This window comes from Oceanimonas sp. GK1, from assembly GCF_000243075.1.
In the GTDB taxonomy this organism is placed as follows: Bacteria; Pseudomonadota; Gammaproteobacteria; order Enterobacterales; family Aeromonadaceae; genus Oceanimonas.
The window spans coordinates 272,014-288,320 of the sequence record NC_016745.1 but is presented as its reverse complement, the minus strand read 5'-3'; the positions used below and the strand labels follow the sequence as shown (position 1 = coordinate 288,320).

The window sequence follows — 16,307 nt, the reverse complement described above, 5'->3', positions numbered from 1 at the left end:
GCTTGTATTCTATATGCATATTATGACGTACGATGAGGCATGGGTTTATCTCCGGTCGGTGACTTGAGGCAAAATCAAAGTTCCCTATAGTTAGAAGGGCAAGGAGCAAGGGAAGTTGGTCAGGAAAGACCGGCTGCCAGGAACGGCGAAAGGAACACCGCAGGACGCGGTAAGGGACACCTCCCAGGACGGAGACAGTCAAGCAGCTCAGGATGAACTGCGGTCAGGATGACCATAGGACGCACCGACGGAACGGGAAGAGGATCACCTTAAGGAAAAGGTATTGTCAGGGATTGCAGGGAGCAACTTGGTTTACGGACTAACCATACGACAACCCAAAAGGGGGTGACATGACGTCACCCCCTTTTTCTATTGCGTGTTCGGAAGAGAATGAATGAGCGATTGGAGACCGGTGTTTGAAGCGGCCAACAGCCTGGAGGCCCATACCCTCAAGGGGGCACTGGAAAGCCGTGGCGTGGCGGTGCAACTGAAAGGCGAGGCGCTGGCAGGCGCCCTGGGTGAACTGCCGATGGACGTGGCCCGGGTAACCCTGCTGGTGCAGGCACCGGACTGGCCGCGGGCGCGGGAGTTTGTGCAGGCCTATCAGCAGAAAAGCCATCGAACCTGGCATTGCGGGCGGTGTGGAGAAGAAAACGACGCCAGCTTTGAGATCTGCTGGCGGTGCGGCGGCGGCCCGGAAGAGTTATAGCCAGCTGGTACGGATCATATGGAACGCGGGCAGTTTGCCCGCCATTTGGCGCGAAGCGGCAACCCTCAACATATCAAGCGCCCTTGCGGGCGCAGATGCAGGCTGGCAGCCTGCGCAGTTAATGTGCGTTCCCATGAAAGCCGTGCAAGGGAACATCAGCGCTTTTGCTGTTCGCTCAGCGCTTTCAGGCGGGCACGGTGGCGGTGCATGGCAAAGGAGCCGAACACCAGCACTTCCAGATAATCGCCGGCGCTTGGGTTGAGCAAGCTGGCGACCTGTTTCAGCATCAGCATTTGCAGCAGGTGCATGACCAGCACGACGGCGCCCAGGATCAGCGGCGTGGTGCCGGCTTCTTCAAAACCGGGGCCGAGCAGGGCGTAAAGAATGCCGGCCCAGAACACCAGCATCACCAGCCGCATCAGCAGATTAAGTACCTTCATGTTTTCACTTGCTCCCTTTGATAGAGTTGATAACTGACCTGACCGGCCTGCTTGTCTTTGTGCAGCCGCCAGTGGCGGGGCAGGGTGGGCAGCGCCAGACCCTGTTCCCGTTCGATATAAATAAGGGCCTCGTCGGCGAGCCAGCCGTGGGTTTCAAGCAGCTCACACACTCGGGGCAACAACGCCTGGTGAAAGGGGGGATCGAGAAACACCACGTCAAAGGGCGTTGCCGCTTGCTGCAAATACTGCTCGGCATCGGCCTGAACCACGGTGCCCGGGGCCGCCGGCAGGGTGGCGAGGTTGCGTTTGAGCTGAGCGGCCACGGCCGCGTCCTTTTCCACCATCACCACGTCGGCGGCGTAGCGGGACAGGGCTTCAAAGCCCAGGCTGCCGCTGCCGGCAAACAGATCCAGACAACGGCGGTCGCGAATATCAAACATCAGCCAGTTGAACAGGGTTTCCTTGACTCGGTCCGTGGTGGGCCTGAGTCCTTCACTGGGTAATACCGGCAATTTTCGACCACGCCACTGGCCGCCGATAAGCCTTATCTGGCCACTGGCCGCGGTGTGTTTTTTTGCCGGTTTTGCTTTAGCCATCTCGTTTCGCCGTCTTTCAATAAAGTGCTAGTATAAGGCGGTTTTGCACCCATTAAGGGGCGGATATTCTAATGAAGCGGCCGAATCACGGCCAGTCCTAATCGTCCCGAACAACAGCGAGTATTGGCAAGCATGGCGAAAAAAGGTTTTTTCTCCTGGCTGGGCTTTGGCAAAAAGAAAGACGAGCAGCCGGAAGAAGCACAGGAACAACAAACACCCCATGACGCGGTAGCATCGGAAGCGGAAGCCGGTCATGGCGCGGAAGTGGAAGCACAGTTAGCCCAACAGGAAGCCGAGGCCCGAGCGGAAGAAGCCCGCCTGGCGGCCGAAGCCAAGGCGGCAGAGGAAGCTCACTTGGCGGCGGAAGCGAAAGCGGCGGAAGAAGCCCGTTTGGCCGCCGAAGCGAAAGCGGCGGAAGAAGCCCGTTTGGCTGCCGAAGCGAAGGCCGCGGAAGAAGCTCGTTTGGCCGCCGAAGCGAAAGCGGCGGAAGAAGCCCGTTTGGCCGCCGAAGCGAAAGCGGCGGAAGAAGCTCGTTTAGCCGCCGAAGCGAAGGCGGCGGAAGAAGCTCGTTTAGCCGCCGAAGCGAAAGCGGCGGAAGAAGCTCGTTTAGCGGCGGAAGCGAAGGCCGCGGAAGAAGCGCGGCTGGCGGCGGAAGCCAAGGCCGCGGAAGAAGCTCGTCTGGCCGCGGAAGCCAAGGCGGCAGAAGAAGCGCGGCTGGCCGCCGAGGAAGAAGCCCGGCAGGCGGTGGAAGAAGAAGCCCGTTTGGCGGCGGAAGCGGAAGCCGCCGAGCAGGAACGTCTGGCTCGGGAAGCGGAAGAGCAGGAGCGTCAGGCTGCCGAAGACGCGGCGCAGGCTGAAAAAGCACCCAAAAAAGGCTTTTTTGCCCGCCTCAAGGCCGGCCTGCTCAAAACCCGGCAAAACCTGGGTTCGGGCTTTTTTGGCCTGTTCCGGGGCAAGAAAATCGATGACGATCTGTTTGAAGAGCTGGAGACCCAGCTGCTCACCGCGGATCTGGGGGTAGAAACCACCCTGTCGATCATCGACAACCTGACCCAGCAGGCCAGCCGCAAGCAGCTCAAGGACGGCGAAGCCCTGTATGAGCTGCTGAAGGAGGAAATGGGCGGGATCCTCGCCAAGGTGGATCAGCCGCTGGAGATTAATACTGAGCACCGGCCTTTTGTCATTCTGATGGTGGGCGTCAACGGCGTGGGCAAGACCACCACCATCGGCAAGCTGGCCCGCCAGTTCCAGGCCGAGGGCAAGTCGGTGATGCTGGCCGCCGGCGATACCTTCCGCGCCGCGGCGGTGGAGCAGTTGCAGGTCTGGGGCGAGCGCAACCATATTCCGGTGATTGCCCAGCACACCGGTGCCGATGCCGCTTCCGTGATTTATGACGCTGTGGAAGCCGCCAAGGCCCGCAAGGTGGATGTGCTGATCGCCGATACCGCCGGTCGCCTGCAAAACAAGGCGCACCTGATGGAAGAGCTGAAGAAAATCGTGCGGGTGATGCAGAAAATCGACCCTCAGGCGCCTCACGAAATCATGCTCACCCTGGATGCGGGCACCGGCCAGAATGCCCTCAGTCAGGCCAAAATCTTCAACGACGCCGTGCCCATTACCGGTATTACCCTGAGCAAGCTGGACGGTACCGCCAAGGGCGGCGTTATCTTCGCGGTGGCCGACAAGTTCGGCATTCCCATTCGCTATATCGGCGTGGGTGAGAAAATCGATGATCTGCGTCCCTTCAATGCCTCCGAATTCATCGAGGCGCTTTTCAGCCGGGAAGACTAAATGATCCGCTTTGAGCAGGTTAGCAAGGTATACAGCGGCGGCTTTCAGGCGCTGCAAAAGGTCAGCTTTCATTTGGAAAAGGGTGAAATGGCATACCTCACCGGCCACTCCGGGGCCGGTAAAAGCACCCTGCTCAAACTGATCAGCGTGATGGAGCGCCCCAGCGATGGCCAGGTCTATTTCAACGGCCGCAATGTCAGCCGCATCGCCCGGGGTGACATTCCCTTTGTACGCCGGCGCATCGGCATGATTTTTCAGGATCACCATCTGATCAATGGCCGCACCGTGTTCGACAACGTGGCGCTGCCGCTGGTGATTGAAGGCTATGGCCATCACGATATTCAGCGCCGGGTGTCGGCGGCCCTCGACAAGGTCGGCCTGCACGGCAAGGATCGCTATTTTCCGCCCATGCTGTCGGGTGGTGAACAGCAGCGGGTGGGCATCGCCCGGGCCATCGTCAACAAGCCGTTGCTGCTGCTGGCGGACGAGCCCACCGGCAACCTGGATCCGGAGCTGTCGATGGACATTCTGCGCCTGTTCGAGGCCTTTAACCGGGTGGGGGTGAGTGTACTGATCGCCACTCACGACACCGGCCTTATCAATGCCCAGCGCTACCGTACGCTTCGTCTGAATGCCGGGCGCCTGCAGGAGGAAGAGCAAGCATGAGCCGAACCCACAAGCTGGGCTGGCACCAGCGTCTGGCCATGTACGGGGTGGATCACCTGCGCCAGTTGTTCGCCAGCCTGGGCGAGCTGTGGCGCACGCCGCTCAGCTCGCTGATGACCATCGCGGTGCTGGGGGTCAGCCTGGCGCTGCCGGCCAGTTTCTACGTGCTGCTGAAAAACGCCGAGTCGGTGAGCAGTTTCTGGCAGAGCCAGGCCCAGATCAGCCTCTATCTCCAGCAGACGGCTCCGGAAGATCAGATCAAGGCGTTTCAGACCCGGCTGGAAGGCATGAATGAGATTCGCCAGGTGACCTACATCAGCCCGGAGCAGGGACTAACGGACTTCAGCGGCGCCGCCGGCTTTGCCGAGGCACTGGACCTGCTTGAAGCAAACCCGCTGCCGGCGGTGCTGATCCTGAACCTGTCGGAAAGTGGCCGTCAGCCCGACATGGCCGAGCTGCTGCTGGCCGACATGAACGCCGAGCCCCTGGTGGCCACCGCCCGCCTCGACATGGCCTGGCTGGCCCGGTTGTCGGGCATAGTGGAACTGCTGCGCCAGGCGGTGGTGGGCATGGCCGCCCTGCTGCTGGCCGGAGTGCTGCTGGTGGTGAGCAACACCCTGCGCCTCAACATTCTCAGTTGTCGCTATGAAATCGAAGTGATGAAGCTGGTGGGCGCCACCGACGGTTTTATACACCGACCCTTTCTTTATGTGGGGCTGTGGTACGGCATTATCGGCGGGCTGCTGGCCTGGTGGCTGACCCTGATCATGGTGTTCTGGCTCAGTCACAAGGTCAGTGCCCTGGCGTCCCTGTACCAGAGCAACTTCGAGTTGCTGGGACTGGGCTGGAATGAAAGCCTGTGGCTTGTGCTGATTGGCACCTCACTCAGTCTGCTGGCCTCCGGTTTTTCCGTGCGCCGTCACATAAGAGCCATAGAGCCGGCTTGAACCTTGGCGCCAGACTGTGGTCTTATGGGGGCAGCAAACCCGGCGCTTCCCTTGACTTTTGATGGTGAATCCATAAATTTTGCTCGCCGGCATGCGGCCGGCCGAGTCGACAAAGTCATTGCAGAGAAACAATCGAAGCCGCTCAGACGGAGTCATGTAATGAACACGAGTTTGATGACGACAGATTTTCAGCGCCATTTTGCCCTGGTTCCCCAGGGCAGCCTGGAGGCCTATATCCAGGCAGTGAACACCATTCCCGTGCTCAGCGCGGAGGAAGAAAAGTCCCTGGCCGAGCGCCTGCAGAATGACGGCGATCTGGCCGCGGCGCGCCAGCTGGTCATGTCACACCTGCGCTTTGTGGTGCACATTGCCAAAAGCTATGCCGGTTACGGCCTGCCCCAGGCGGATCTGATCCAGGAAGGCAACATCGGCCTGATGAAGGCGGTCAAGCGTTTCGATCCCACCGTGGGCGTGCGCCTGGTGTCTTTTGCGGTGCACTGGATCAAGGCCGAAATTCACGAATACGTGTTGCGCAACTGGCGGGTGGTCAAGGTGGCCACCACCAAGGCCCAGCGCAAGCTGTTCTTTAATCTGCGCAAGTCCAAGAAGCGCCTGGGCTGGTTCAACCAGCAGGAAGTGAACCGGGTCGCCGAGGATTTGGGCGTGCTGCCTGCCGAAGTGCTGGAGATGGAGTCGCGCATGAGCGCCCAGGATCAGGCCTTTGATCTGACCTCCGACGACGACGAGCGCGACGGCAGCTTTGCTCCGGTGCACTACCTGGAAGACAAAAGCTCCGACGTGGCCCACCAGGTGGAAGAAGCCAACTGGGAGCACACTGCCAACCGTCGCCTGAGGGCCGCTCTCAATACCCTGGACGAGCGCAGCCAGCGCATTATTCAGGCCCGCTGGCTGGAAGAAGACGACAAGACCACCCTGCAGAGCCTGGCCGACGAATACGGCGTGTCTGCCGAGCGTATTCGCCAGCTGGAGAAAACCGCACTGAAAAAACTCAAGGCCGCCATGGAGGCATAAGCCGCCGCGGACATTGGCGGACTGACGGTGTTGAAAAGGCCCCTAGCGGGCCTTTTTTCCGCCTATTTTAAAAATACCGAACCACAACATGGCAGGTAGTACCATGAAAATACTGAAGCATCTGTTTGACAACAACCGGGAATGGTCCGAGCGCATCAAGGCGGAAGATCCGGCATTTTTTGAAAAGCTGTCCCTGCAGCAGGCGCCCGAATACCTGTGGATCGGCTGCTCCGACAGCCGGGTGCCCGCCAACCAGCTCACCGGCCTGCTGCCCGGCGACGTCTTCGTGCACCGCAACGTGGCCAACCTGGTGGTGCATACGGACTTCAACTGCCTGTCGGTGGTACAATACGCCGTTGAAGTGCTCAAGGTGAAGCACATCATCATCTGCGGCCATTACGGTTGTGGCGGCGTGCTGGCGGCCATGCAGAACAAGGAGCTGGGGCTCATCGACAACTGGCTGCGCAACATCAAGGACATCTGCCACAAGCACGAAGATACCCTGAACGCCATCCAGGATCAGCAGACTCGGGAAGACTACATGTGCGAGCTGAACGTGGTCGAGCAGGTGGCCAACCTGTGCCACACCACCATAGTGCAGAACGCCTGGAAACAGGGCCAGACCCTGTCGGTGCATGGCTGGGTCTATGGCATCAAGGACGGCCGCCTGCACGATCTGGACGTGTGTGTATCTGGCATCGATCAGATCCCCGATGTGTACCGCGTGTTCCGCCAGCGCATTCTGGGCGAAGAATAATAAGCAACCGAATTGACAGGAAAGAAGAATGAGACGTGAACTGGCCATCGAATTTTCCCGGGTCACCGAGGCCGCCGCTCTGGCCGGCTACAAGTGGCTGGGCCGGGGCGACAAGAACATTGCCGACGGCGCTGCCGTGGCGGCCATGCGTCATGTGCTGAACGAAATTGAAATCAGCGGTGAAGTGGTGATTGGCGAGGGCGAAATCGACGAAGCGCCCATGCTCTACATCGGCGAAAAAGTCGGCCTGGGTGGGGATGAAGTCGACATCGCCGTCGATCCCATCGAAGGCACTCGCATGACCGCCATGGGCCAGTCCAACGCCCTGGCGGTGATGGCGGTGGGTGAAAAGGGCGCCTTTCTGCGCGCCCCCGACATGTACATGGAAAAGCTGATTGTCGGTGCCGGCGCCAAGGGGGCCATCGATCTGACCAAGTCCATTGAGCAGAACATCAAATCGGTGGCCAAGGCGCTGAATAAGCCGCTGTCCCGCTTTACCGTGATCACCCTGGCCAAGCCGCGTCACGACAAGGCCATCAAGACCATGCAGGCGTTGGGCGTGCGGGTGTTTGCCATTCCCGACGGTGACGTGGCCGCGTCCATTCTGGCCTGCATTCCCGAAAGCGAAGTGGACATGCTCTACGGCGTGGGTGGCGCGCCCGAAGGGGTGATCTCCGCCGCCGTGGTCCGTTCTCTGGACGGCGACATGCAGGCCCGTCTGTTGCCCCGTTACGAGGTGAAGGGCCCGAGCGAGGAAAATCTGGCTGCGGGTAAGGCTGAGATTGAACGCTGCCAGGAAATGGGCATAGAAGTGGGTACTGTGCTGAAGCTGGAAGACATGGCCCGTACCGACAACGTCATCTTTGCCGCCACCGGCATCACCAAGGGGGATCTGCTGGAAGGCATCAGCAGTGACGGCAACTATGCCCACACCGAGACCCTGGTGATTCGGGGTAAGTCCCGCACCGTGCGCCGCATTCGCTCCACCCACATTCTGTCGCGCAAGGATCCCAGGCTGCAGGAAATCATTCTGTAAGATGAATGCCGCGAATGAACAAGGGATGCCTCGGCATCCCTTTTTTTGTGCTCAGGCCTCCTTGTCGGCCTTGCCGGCGGCGTCGGCAAAGCGGGCCAGCCAGCGGTCCCAGGGCCAGGGTGTTTCCCCCCTGTCTTCGGCGTTTTCCTTGCGGCGAATGGCGTTGCGCACCGTCATGGCGCCCAGCCAGCGTACCGGCTCGGGCGGAAACCGCCCCTGGGGCCCTTGTGCCAGGCCGCAGTTGGCCCAGTCGTCGTTCCGACCCAGCACCAGGCTGGTGAGTATTTTGGCGCCCAGCAGACTCTGCACCACGCCGTTGCCGGAATAGCCCAGGCCGTAATAGATGTCGCCGTCGCCCTCGAGCCGGCCGAAAAACGGCAGGCCGGTGGCGGAGCGGTCCGACGGTCCGGTCCAGGTGGCGGCGATATCGGCCTTCAGATCGGGAAAGAAACGCGTTAGTGCCGTCTTCAGCAGGCGCTGGTAGCGGCTCGGCCGATCAAAGGCCCGGTGCAGGCGGTTGCCGAAGGCGAACAGGTTGCCGCCCTTGCCCAGCATCAGCCGTCCGTCCGGGGTACTGCGGTAATAGTGCACAAAGGTGCGGCCGTCGACCACGGCAGTGCCGTGGTTCAGCCCCAGGCGCTTCAGCTCGCTCGGTGCCGGGGTGGTGATCGCCATATCGGACGAGACCAGCACCAGGTGCTTGTCGAACTCCCGGAACAGGCCGGGAGTCCAGGCGTTGAGCGCCAGGATCACCCGGTCGGCGGTCACGCTGCCGTGGGCGGTTTCCACCAGCGCCGGCCGGCTGCGGCTGAGCCGGGTCATGGGGCTGTGCTCAAAAATACTTACTCCCAGCTCCAGCGCGACCCGGCGCAGCCCGCGCACCAGCAGGGCCGGCTGCACCGAGCCGGCCAGGGGCGAAAAGTGGCCTTCAAGATGGGCCTCGGAGCCGGTGCGGGCCAGCAGTTCAGCTTCACTCAGGCTCGACCAGCTGTTCAGCCCTTCCCGTTCCAGCCCGGTCACCAGCTTGTCCATGCCGCCGCGCTGGGCGCCGTTGGTGGCGGTGTAGCAGGTGCCGTCGATGCGCAGCTCGGCGTCGATACCGTGCTGCTCGCAGAAGTCCCGAATTTCCAGCACTGCCTGCTCCGAGGCCCGCACCAGCCGGGCTGCCTCCTGCGCACCGTAGCGGCGGCGCAGCGAGGGGTACTTGGTGGACCAGGTCAGCAGGCAGCCGCCGTTGCGCCCGGACGCCCCGCTGCCGCACAGCGCCCGTTCCAGCACTACTATGTTGAGCGCCGGCTCGGCCTGTTTGAGCTGAATGGCGCTCCACAGCCCGGTGTAGCCGCCGCCGATGATGCAGATATCGGCCTCGATATGCGCCTGCAGCGGCATGGCCGGGGCTGGCTGCTCCCGCTCCAGGGCCTGTTGCAGCCAGAAGGGACATTGGGGGGTGGTCATTATGGTTGTCTCCAGCCTTGGGTCAGGCGCAGCAGGCCGCGCCCGGCGGCCAGGTGCAGCAGCTTGGCGCCGAGGGCGGTGATGAAAATCAGCATGGCCATGGCGGCCGCCGGGGCGATATTGCCGCTGTCGTCCAGGTTGAGCACGGCGATAGAAGCCAGCATGGTGTCGGGGCCGTACAGGAACACCACTGCCGACACCGTGGTCATGGCGTTGACGAACAGGTAGATGGCCACGTCCAGCACCGCCGGCAGGCACATGGGCAGGCTGACTCGCCACATGGCCCTGAACCGGCTGATGCGCAGCGAGGCGGCCACGGCCTCGATTTCTGCCGGCAGCTGCTTGAGGGCGGTGATGGCGGTGAGGTGCCCGACGGTATAAAAGTGCACTATGGTCGACACCACCAGCAGGGTCATGCCGCCGTACAGCACCTTGAGCGGGTTGCCGGGCTGGTTGAAGAAGAAGATATAGGCCAGGCCCAGCACCAGTCCCGGCACCGCCAGGGGCACCATGGCCAGGCCGTGCAGCAGCTTGCGCAGGCCGCCCTGGCCCTGACCTTTCTCCACCAGGTAGGCGGCCAGGAAAATGATCAGGGTACCGAACAGGGCGGTCAGGCCGGCCATGCGCAGCGAGTTGCCATAGGCCTGCCAGCCGTCGATCAGATCGAACCGGTAGTGATCCAGGCTCAGGCTCAGGTTATAGGGCCAGAACTGCACCAGGGAGGCGTAGGCGGCCATGGCGATCACGCCCAGCAGGGCCAGGGCCATCAGGCTACAGAACAGCAGGAAAAAGCCGTCACGCCAGGCATTGGGCTCGGGTTGGTAGGGCAGGGAGCGGCTGTCGATCAGCTGCTTGTTGCGGCGCTGCAGCCAGCTGTCGGCGGCAAAGGCGAGCAGGGCCGGCAGCAGCAACAGGGTGCTGATCAGGGCACCCATGGTGAAGTTCTGCTGGCCCACCACCTGCTTGTAAATGTCGGTGGCCAGCATGGAATACTGGCCGCCGATCACCTTGGGCACGCCAAAGTCGGTGATCACCATGGTGAACACCACCATCAGGGTGCTGAGCAGGGCGTACTTGATGCCGGGCAGGGTGACCTGAAAAAAGGCGCGCACCGGGCCGCCGCGCAGCACCCGGCAGGCCTCGAACAGGCGGCCGTCGGTGGCGCCCATGGCGGTGCTGAGCAACATCACCGCATGGGGAAAGGCCCAGAACGACAGCCCCAGCACGATGCCGATGGGGCCATAGATGCTTTCCCCGCCCAGCCAGTGGCGCAGCACACCCTGATTGCCGAACAGGTAGATCAGGCTGATGGCCGGCAGCAGGGACGGTGCCAGTATCGGCACCATGGCCACCACCTTGAACAGGGTGCGGGCCGGCAGCCGGGTGCGGGTCAGGCCGTAGGCATAGAGAAAGGCCAGGCCGGTGACCAGCCCGGTGACCAGCAGGCCCATGGTCAGGGTATTGAGCAGTGAGTGGCCCAGGGCTGGCGTGGTCAGGTAGCGGCGAATGTTGTCGAGCCCGGCGAACCGGCCCTGGTCGTCCACCAGGGCGGTATGCAGTATCTGCCCCAGTGGCAGCACCAGGGCCAGCAGAAACAGCACGCAGGCCAGCAGCAACAGGCCCCGCTGCAGCTTGTCGTCCCGGCTCAGCGGCCGGGGCAGGCTGAGGCTGATCATGCACAGGCCTCGCTGAACAGATGAGTGTGTTCCAGCGGCAGCGCCAGGGCGATTTCCTGACCCGGCTGCAGCCGCCGCAGGTCACAGTCCCGGGCCGACAAATCGGCCAGGATGGGCTCGGGATGACTGTCCACCGCCACTTCGGCCCGCACAAAGGCACCGAGAAAGGACAGCTCACGAATACGCCCGCGCAGAGCCGGGCCCTCGCCGGCGCCGGCCAGCCGGGTCAGCTCCGGCCGCCAGGCCAGCAAATGACGGCTGCCCGGGGCCACCTGGCGGGGCAGGGTATGTTCACCCAGGCTCAGGCGGCCATCGCAGTCGGCGACGGTGGCATAGAAGTTCATGGCGCCGATAAAGCGGGCCACAAAGGGGGTCGCGGGCTGGTAGTAGATTTCTTCAGGGGTACCGATCTGCTCGATGTCGCCGTGGTTCATCACCACGATGCGATCGGCCATGGCCAGGGCTTCTTCCTGATCGTGGGTCACCATGATGGTGGTGACCTTGAGTTCCCGTTGCAGCCGTTTGATCTCGGCGCGCAACTGCACGCGCACCCGGGCGTCCAGCGCCGACAGCGGCTCGTCCAGCAGCAGCAGGCCCGGCGACAGGGCGATGGCCCGGGCCAGCGCTACCCGCTGTTGCTGACCACCGGAAAGCTGCCCCGGATATTTGTTGCCGCTGTCGGGCAGGCCTATGGTCTCGAGCAGGGACTGCACGCGGCCTTGAATCTCGGCCTTGGGCAGGCGCAGGTTTTCCAGGCCAAAGGCGATGTTCTGGTAAACGCTGAGGTTGGGAAACAGGGCGTAGGACTGGAACACGATGCCGAAGTCCCGCTGCTCCGGCGGCGCCTGGGTGATATCGCGGCCGGCCTGCTCGATGAGGCCGTCACTGGGCAGATCTAGCCCGGCGATGGCGCGCAGCAGCGTGGTCTTGCCACAGCCGCTGGGGCCGAGAAAACAGATGAACTCCCCTTCTTCCACGGTCAGGCTGACGCCCTTGAGGGCGCGAAAGTCACCGAAGTTCTTTACCACATTGTCGATTGCTAGATATGTCATCAGATTACCCTCATCTGGTTTAGACCAGTTTCGAGCAATCTACAAAGTCTATGTGACGATGGTGTGACACTTTATTGAAAAAGCCATGTCCCTGCTCACACCGACAATTGAATATTGAGGGCGTCGTGGCGCCAGTATTCCCAGTCCAGCTCGATCACCCTGCCTTCTTCATCCCGGGACAGCCGGCTGATAAACAGGGCGGCCGCACCGGTGGCCACGCCCAGGGCCTGAGCCCGTTCCTCATCCAGCGCCAGCGGATACATATTGAGCTCCATGGTGGCGATGCGCACGCCGTATTCCTGCTCGAACAGCCGGGTCAGAGAGCGGCTCAGATCGTGCCGCTCCAGGCCGGGAAAGCGGGCCGGATCCAGGTGGTTTTCCTCCAGCAGCACGGCATGGCCATCGATGGAGCGCAGCCGGCGTACCCGGTGCAGCGGGGTCAGGGGCGCCAGCCCCAGTGCCTTATGCACCGCCGGCTCGGCCGGGGTCAGTTGACGGGCCAGCACTTGAGTGTCGGGGTGGCGGCCCTGACCGGAAACCACTTCGTTGAACGGCAGACGCTGGGTCGGGTTGTAGTTGATGCGGCCCGGGGTGATATACCAGCCCCGGCGGTTGGCGCGGTAGATCAGGCCCTTGCCTTCGAGCCGGGACAGGGCTTCGCGCAGGGTGACCCGGGTGGTGGCGAAGGCATCGCTCAGCTGGCGCTCCGAGGGCAGCTTGCTGTTGGCGAGCAGGGCGCCGCTGCGGATCTGGGCCTCTATGCTGTCGCTGATCTGCTGGTAGTGGGGTTTGGTCATTGTTCCTTCCATATGGACTACACCACTTGCGTTGTTGCAGGGGCGCTGTGGTCGTCGTCAACGCATTGAAATCTGTTGCCATTATTACTCCTGCCGGCGGGGATGCACAGGCCCGTGGCAGATGAATTTTTTATTGCAGTGGGGCTTGCCGTCTTGCTCCGTGTCGGTGGGGCGTCTATCGTGTTTGCAAGTTTGGTATATACCAGGAGTAAACGTGAACAATCCCTATCTGCTGCTGACCCCCGGCCCCCTGTCCACCTCCGCCACCGTGCGCGACGCCATGATGAAGGACTGGTGTACCTGGGACGACGACTACAACCAGGGCGTGGTGCAGCCTATTCGCCGCCAGCTGGTGCGTTTGGCCACCCGTCAGCCTGGTTATACCAGTGTGCTGATGCAGGGCAGCGGCACCGCCGGCGTGGAGTCGGTGCTGGGCTCGGCGGTTCCGGCCGAGGGCAAGCTGCTGGTGCTGAGCAACGGTGCCTATGGCCGGCGCATGGCCGATATCGCCCGTTGCCTGGGACTGAACCTGGCTACCGTGGACGTGGCGGAGACCGAGCCGCTGTCCGCCGGGTTGCTGACCCGGGCACTGGCGGCGGACGCGGCCATCAGCCACGTGGCCTTTGTGCACTGTGAAACCACCACCGGCATTCTTAACCCATTGGCCGAGCTGTGCGGAGCGGCCAAACAGGCGGGCAAGACCCTGATTGTGGACGCCATGAGCTCCTTTGGCGGTGTGCCCATGGAGGTGGGCGAACTGGCCATCGACTTTCTGATCTCCAGCGCCAATAAATGCATTCAGGGCGTGCCCGGCTTCAGTTTCATTATCGCCCGGGAAGCGGCCATGGCGCAGTGCGAGGGGCAAGCCCGTTCGGTCAGCCTGGACCTGTTCGACCAGTGGCAGTGCATGGAGCGCCAGGGTGGCAAGTGGCGCTTTACCTCGCCGACCCATGTGGTGCGTGCCTTTGCCCAGGCGCTGACCGAGCTGGAGCGGGAAGGGGGCGTGGCCGCCCGTCATCAGCGCTATCAAGGCAACCAGCGCGCCCTGGTGGCCGGCATGGAGCGGCTGGGTTTTGAGCCGCTGGTGGCACGGGACTGGCAGTCGCCCATTATCACAGTGTTTGCCGCGCCCACCAGCCCCGCTTATGACTTCAAGCGTTTCTATTCGGGCCTGAAGGAGCGGGGTTACGTGATTTATCCGGGCAAGGTGTCGGCGGTGGACTGCTTTCGCATCGGCACCATCGGCGAAGTGTATCAACAGGATGTGGCCGGCCTGCTGGCGGCCATTGAAGACGTCATTTTCTGGTAAATGAGGAAACCACAATGAGCTATCGTTTTGAACGTCGTTACACCGGATCCGTGCAGGCGGTGATCATGGACTGGGCCGGCACCACGGTGGATTTTGGCTCCATGGCGCCGATCCGCGCCTTTCAGCGGCTGTTTGCCGGCGAAGGCATCGAGGTCACCCTGGCCGAGTGCCGTGCCCCCATGGGCAGCGAAAAGCGCGAGCATATTTGCCGAATGCTGGCCATGCCCCGCATTGGTGCGGCCTGGATCCAGGGCAAGGGCGAGGCGCCGAGCGAGGCGGACATCGATCGCCTGTATCAGGACTTCGTGCAGATCCAGATCGAGTGCATTCGCGACAGCGCCGTGCTGATCCCGGGCATGGCCGAGGTGGCCGCTGAGCTCACCGGCCGCGGCATTCGCCTGGGTGCCAATACCGGCTACAGCCGCGACATGATCGCCGAGCTGGTGCAGCATGCCGCCGAGCAGGGCTATGCCCCCGAGGTGGTGATCACCGCCAGTGACGTGCAGCGCGGCCGGCCCTGGCCGGAAATGAGCCTGCGGGCAGCCTGTGCCCTGGAAGCGGGCGCCATGCAGGCCTGCGTCAAGGTGGATGACACCGGTGTGGGCATTGAGGAAGGTCTGAACGCCGGCATGTGGACGGTGGCGCTGGCGGTGTCGGGCAACGAGGTGGGACTGTCACTGGAAGACTGGCAGGCCTTGGCACCCGATGAGCAGCAGCGTTTGTGCAGCCAGGCCCATGCTCGCCTGGCCGGTACCGGTGCTCACTATGTGATCGACACCATTGCCGAGTTGCCGGGGGTGATCGACGACATCAACGGCCGCCTGGCCCGGGGCGAGCGCCCCTGAGGGCGGATGAAAGGTAAAAAGCAAAAAAACGGCCGGGCTTGCCCGGCCGTTTTTTGTTGACCGGCGCCGGCGCGAAGACCCGGTTTTTTCACGGAACTGTCACCGGCCTGTCATGCGTCACTTTTAAGCTGGGTTTGTTTTTTGGTATATACCAATTGGAGAAAAATGATGCTGAAGAAGACCCCCCTGGCCCTGCTGCTGACCCTGGCCGCCGCCGGCGCCCAGGCCAAGACCGAGCTGACCGTCTACACCGCGCTGGAGCTGGATCAGTTGAAGGCGTATCAGGCCGCCTTTGAGCAGGAAAACCCGGACATTGCCATTCGCTGGGTGCGGGATTCCACCGGCATTATCACCGCCCGCCTGCTGGCGGAAAAGGAAAACCCCCAGGCCGACGTGATTTGGGGACTGGCCGCCACCAGCCTGATGCTGATGGATCAACACGGCATGCTGGCACCTTATGCGCCGGCCGGTCTGGAAAAGCTGTCGCCGGAGTTTCGTGACCTGCGCGACACGCCGCACTGGGTTGGCATGAATGCCTGGCTGGGGGTGATTTGTTACAACACCATCGAAGCCGAAAAGCACGGCCTGACGCCACCCACCAGCTGGCAGGACCTGACCAAAGCGGAATATAAAGGCCATATCGTGATGCCCAATCCGGCTTCCAGCGGCACCGGCTTTCTCGATGTGTCGGCCTGGCTGCAGCAGTTTGGTGAAGAGCAGGGCTGGGCCTACATGGATGGTCTGCACCAGAACATCGCCAACTACACTCACTCCGGATCCAAGCCCTGCGTGCAGGCGGCCTCGGGTGAAGCAACCATTGGTATTTCGATGGCCTACCGGGGGGCCAGCCTCAAACAGCAGGGGGCGCCCCTGGAGCTGATTTTCCCCACCGAAGGGGTGGGCTGGGAAATGGAAGCCGCGGCCATGGTCAAGGGCACCGACCAGCAGGCGGCGGCGCAAAAGCTGCTGGACTTCGCCGTGACCCGCCAAGCCAACGAGCTGTATAACCAGAGCTTTGCGGTGGTGGGACTGCCGGGGGTGGCCCAGCCGGTGCCGTACTTCCCGAAAGAGCCGGCTAAGGTGATGATCGACAACGACTTCGCCTGGGCGGCGGGGCAGCGCGAGGCCATTCTGGCCGAATGGCAGCGGCGCTACGACGGCAAGAGCGAAGCCAAGTAGGCAGCAGTGAACGACAGCCA

General features: G+C 62.4%; 16 protein-coding genes. 10 read left to right on the top strand and 6 right to left on the bottom strand.

Annotated features, from left to right (window positions below; all coding sequences use genetic code 11):
* The first annotated feature begins 394 nt into the window (after positions 1-394).
* Positions 395-709 (top strand): DUF2007 domain-containing protein, encoded by a 315-nt coding sequence (locus GU3_RS01440; RefSeq protein ID WP_014290779.1) that lies wholly within the window; start codon positions 395-397, stop codon positions 707-709.
* Between the two features lie 155 nt (positions 710-864).
* On the opposite strand, the gene GU3_RS01435 is transcribed toward GU3_RS01440, so the two are convergent.
* Complete coding sequence (locus GU3_RS01435; RefSeq protein WP_014290778.1) at positions 865-1,149, bottom strand: DUF1145 domain-containing protein; 285 nt, start codon at positions 1,147-1,149, stop codon at positions 865-867.
* Positions 1,146-1,745, bottom strand: coding sequence for a 16S rRNA (guanine(966)-N(2))-methyltransferase RsmD (rsmD, locus tag GU3_RS01430; protein WP_041542840.1), 600 nt, complete (start codon positions 1,743-1,745; stop codon positions 1,146-1,148). The genes GU3_RS01435 and rsmD overlap by 4 nt, the downstream gene beginning before the upstream one ends.
* A 132-nt stretch (positions 1,746-1,877) precedes the next feature.
* On the opposite strand from rsmD, the gene ftsY reads away from it, so the two are divergent.
* The 6 genes from ftsY to glpX all read left to right on the top strand — a co-directional run bounded on the left by ftsY (position 1,878) and on the right by glpX (position 7,974).
* Positions 1,878-3,536 (top strand): signal recognition particle-docking protein FtsY, encoded by a 1,659-nt coding sequence (gene ftsY / locus GU3_RS01425; RefSeq protein WP_014290776.1) that lies wholly within the window; start codon positions 1,878-1,880, stop codon positions 3,534-3,536.
* Complete coding sequence (gene ftsE, locus GU3_RS01420) at positions 3,537-4,202, top strand: cell division ATP-binding protein FtsE (RefSeq protein ID WP_014290775.1); 666 nt, start codon at positions 3,537-3,539, stop codon at positions 4,200-4,202.
* Positions 4,199-5,149 (top strand): permease-like cell division protein FtsX, encoded by a 951-nt coding sequence (gene ftsX, locus GU3_RS01415; protein WP_014290774.1) that lies wholly within the window; start codon positions 4,199-4,201, stop codon positions 5,147-5,149. Before ftsE ends, ftsX begins: the two co-directional genes overlap by 4 nt.
* 174 nt (positions 5,150-5,323) lie before the next feature.
* Positions 5,324-6,181, top strand: coding sequence for an RNA polymerase sigma factor RpoH (gene rpoH, locus GU3_RS01410; RefSeq protein ID WP_014290773.1), 858 nt, complete (start codon positions 5,324-5,326; stop codon positions 6,179-6,181).
* Between the two features lie 103 nt (positions 6,182-6,284).
* Entirely contained in the window at positions 6,285-6,938 is a 654-nt protein-coding gene (gene can, locus GU3_RS01405) for a carbonate dehydratase (RefSeq protein WP_014290772.1), read from the top strand.
* Between the two features lie 28 nt (positions 6,939-6,966).
* Entirely contained in the window at positions 6,967-7,974 is a 1,008-nt protein-coding gene (glpX, locus tag GU3_RS01400) for a class II fructose-bisphosphatase (RefSeq protein ID WP_014290771.1), read from the top strand.
* Positions 7,975-8,025: 51 nt separating this feature from the next.
* On the opposite strand, the gene GU3_RS01395 is transcribed toward glpX, so the two are convergent.
* The 4 genes from GU3_RS01395 to GU3_RS01380 form a co-directional block, all read right to left on the bottom strand.
* Positions 8,026-9,429 carry an FAD-dependent oxidoreductase gene (locus GU3_RS01395; protein WP_014290770.1) on the bottom strand — a complete coding sequence of 468 codons (1,404 nt, stop codon included), beginning with the start codon at positions 9,427-9,429 and terminating at the stop codon, positions 8,026-8,028.
* Positions 9,429-11,105 carry a putative 2-aminoethylphosphonate ABC transporter permease subunit gene (locus GU3_RS01390; RefSeq protein WP_014290769.1) on the bottom strand — a complete coding sequence of 559 codons (1,677 nt, stop codon included), beginning with the start codon at positions 11,103-11,105 and terminating at the stop codon, positions 9,429-9,431. The genes GU3_RS01395 and GU3_RS01390 overlap by 1 nt, the downstream gene beginning before the upstream one ends.
* Positions 11,102-12,157 (bottom strand): putative 2-aminoethylphosphonate ABC transporter ATP-binding protein, encoded by a 1,056-nt coding sequence (locus tag GU3_RS01385; protein WP_041542833.1) that lies wholly within the window; start codon positions 12,155-12,157, stop codon positions 11,102-11,104. The genes GU3_RS01390 and GU3_RS01385 overlap by 4 nt, the downstream gene beginning before the upstream one ends.
* 95 nt (positions 12,158-12,252) lie before the next feature.
* Complete coding sequence (locus GU3_RS01380; protein ID WP_014290767.1) at positions 12,253-12,954, bottom strand: UTRA domain-containing protein; 702 nt, start codon at positions 12,952-12,954, stop codon at positions 12,253-12,255.
* A gap of 214 nt (positions 12,955-13,168) precedes the next feature.
* Between GU3_RS01380 and phnW the strand changes: the two genes are divergently transcribed.
* The 3 genes from phnW (at position 13,169) to GU3_RS01365 (ending at position 16,287) form a co-directional block, all read left to right on the top strand.
* Positions 13,169-14,263 carry a 2-aminoethylphosphonate--pyruvate transaminase gene (gene phnW, locus GU3_RS01375; RefSeq protein ID WP_014290766.1) on the top strand — a complete coding sequence of 365 codons (1,095 nt, stop codon included), beginning with the start codon at positions 13,169-13,171 and terminating at the stop codon, positions 14,261-14,263.
* Positions 14,264-14,277: 14 nt separating this feature from the next.
* A complete protein-coding gene (gene phnX, locus GU3_RS01370; protein WP_014290765.1) occupies positions 14,278-15,108 on the top strand; it encodes a phosphonoacetaldehyde hydrolase in 831 nt (276 codons plus the stop codon).
* A gap of 168 nt (positions 15,109-15,276) precedes the next feature.
* Positions 15,277-16,287: a putative 2-aminoethylphosphonate ABC transporter substrate-binding protein gene (locus tag GU3_RS01365; protein WP_014290764.1), complete on the top strand. Its 1,011-nt coding sequence runs from the start codon at positions 15,277-15,279 to the stop codon at positions 16,285-16,287.
* Positions 16,288-16,307 lie beyond the last annotated feature (20 nt).

What these genes read in the sequence shown, in the direction of transcription:
- GU3_RS01440 (WP_014290779.1), top strand. Translation starts at nt 395, where the DNA reads ATGAGCGATTGGAGACCGGTGTTTGAAGCGGCCAACAGCCTGGAGGCC.
- GU3_RS01435 (WP_014290778.1), bottom strand. Translation starts at nt 1,149, where the DNA reads ATGAAGGTACTTAATCTGCTGATGCGGCTGGTGATGCTGGTGTTCTGG.
- rsmD (WP_041542840.1), bottom strand. Translation starts at nt 1,745, where the DNA reads ATGGCTAAAGCAAAACCGGCAAAAAAACACACCGCGGCCAGTGGCCAG.
- ftsY (WP_014290776.1), top strand. Translation starts at nt 1,878, where the DNA reads ATGGCGAAAAAAGGTTTTTTCTCCTGGCTGGGCTTTGGCAAAAAGAAA.
- ftsE (WP_014290775.1), top strand. Translation starts at nt 3,537, where the DNA reads ATGATCCGCTTTGAGCAGGTTAGCAAGGTATACAGCGGCGGCTTTCAG.
- ftsX (WP_014290774.1), top strand. Translation starts at nt 4,199, where the DNA reads ATGAGCCGAACCCACAAGCTGGGCTGGCACCAGCGTCTGGCCATGTAC.
- rpoH (WP_014290773.1), top strand. Translation starts at nt 5,324, where the DNA reads ATGACGACAGATTTTCAGCGCCATTTTGCCCTGGTTCCCCAGGGCAGC.
- can (WP_014290772.1), top strand. Translation starts at nt 6,285, where the DNA reads ATGAAAATACTGAAGCATCTGTTTGACAACAACCGGGAATGGTCCGAG.
- glpX (WP_014290771.1), top strand. Translation starts at nt 6,967, where the DNA reads ATGAGACGTGAACTGGCCATCGAATTTTCCCGGGTCACCGAGGCCGCC.
- GU3_RS01395 (WP_014290770.1), bottom strand. Translation starts at nt 9,429, where the DNA reads ATGACCACCCCCCAATGTCCCTTCTGGCTGCAACAGGCCCTGGAGCGG.
- GU3_RS01390 (WP_014290769.1), bottom strand. Translation starts at nt 11,105, where the DNA reads ATGATCAGCCTCAGCCTGCCCCGGCCGCTGAGCCGGGACGACAAGCTG.
- GU3_RS01385 (WP_041542833.1), bottom strand. Translation starts at nt 12,157, where the DNA reads ATGACATATCTAGCAATCGACAATGTGGTAAAGAACTTCGGTGACTTT.
- GU3_RS01380 (WP_014290767.1), bottom strand. Translation starts at nt 12,954, where the DNA reads ATGACCAAACCCCACTACCAGCAGATCAGCGACAGCATAGAGGCCCAG.
- phnX (WP_014290765.1), top strand. Translation starts at nt 14,278, where the DNA reads ATGAGCTATCGTTTTGAACGTCGTTACACCGGATCCGTGCAGGCGGTG.
- GU3_RS01365 (WP_014290764.1), top strand. Translation starts at nt 15,277, where the DNA reads ATGCTGAAGAAGACCCCCCTGGCCCTGCTGCTGACCCTGGCCGCCGCC.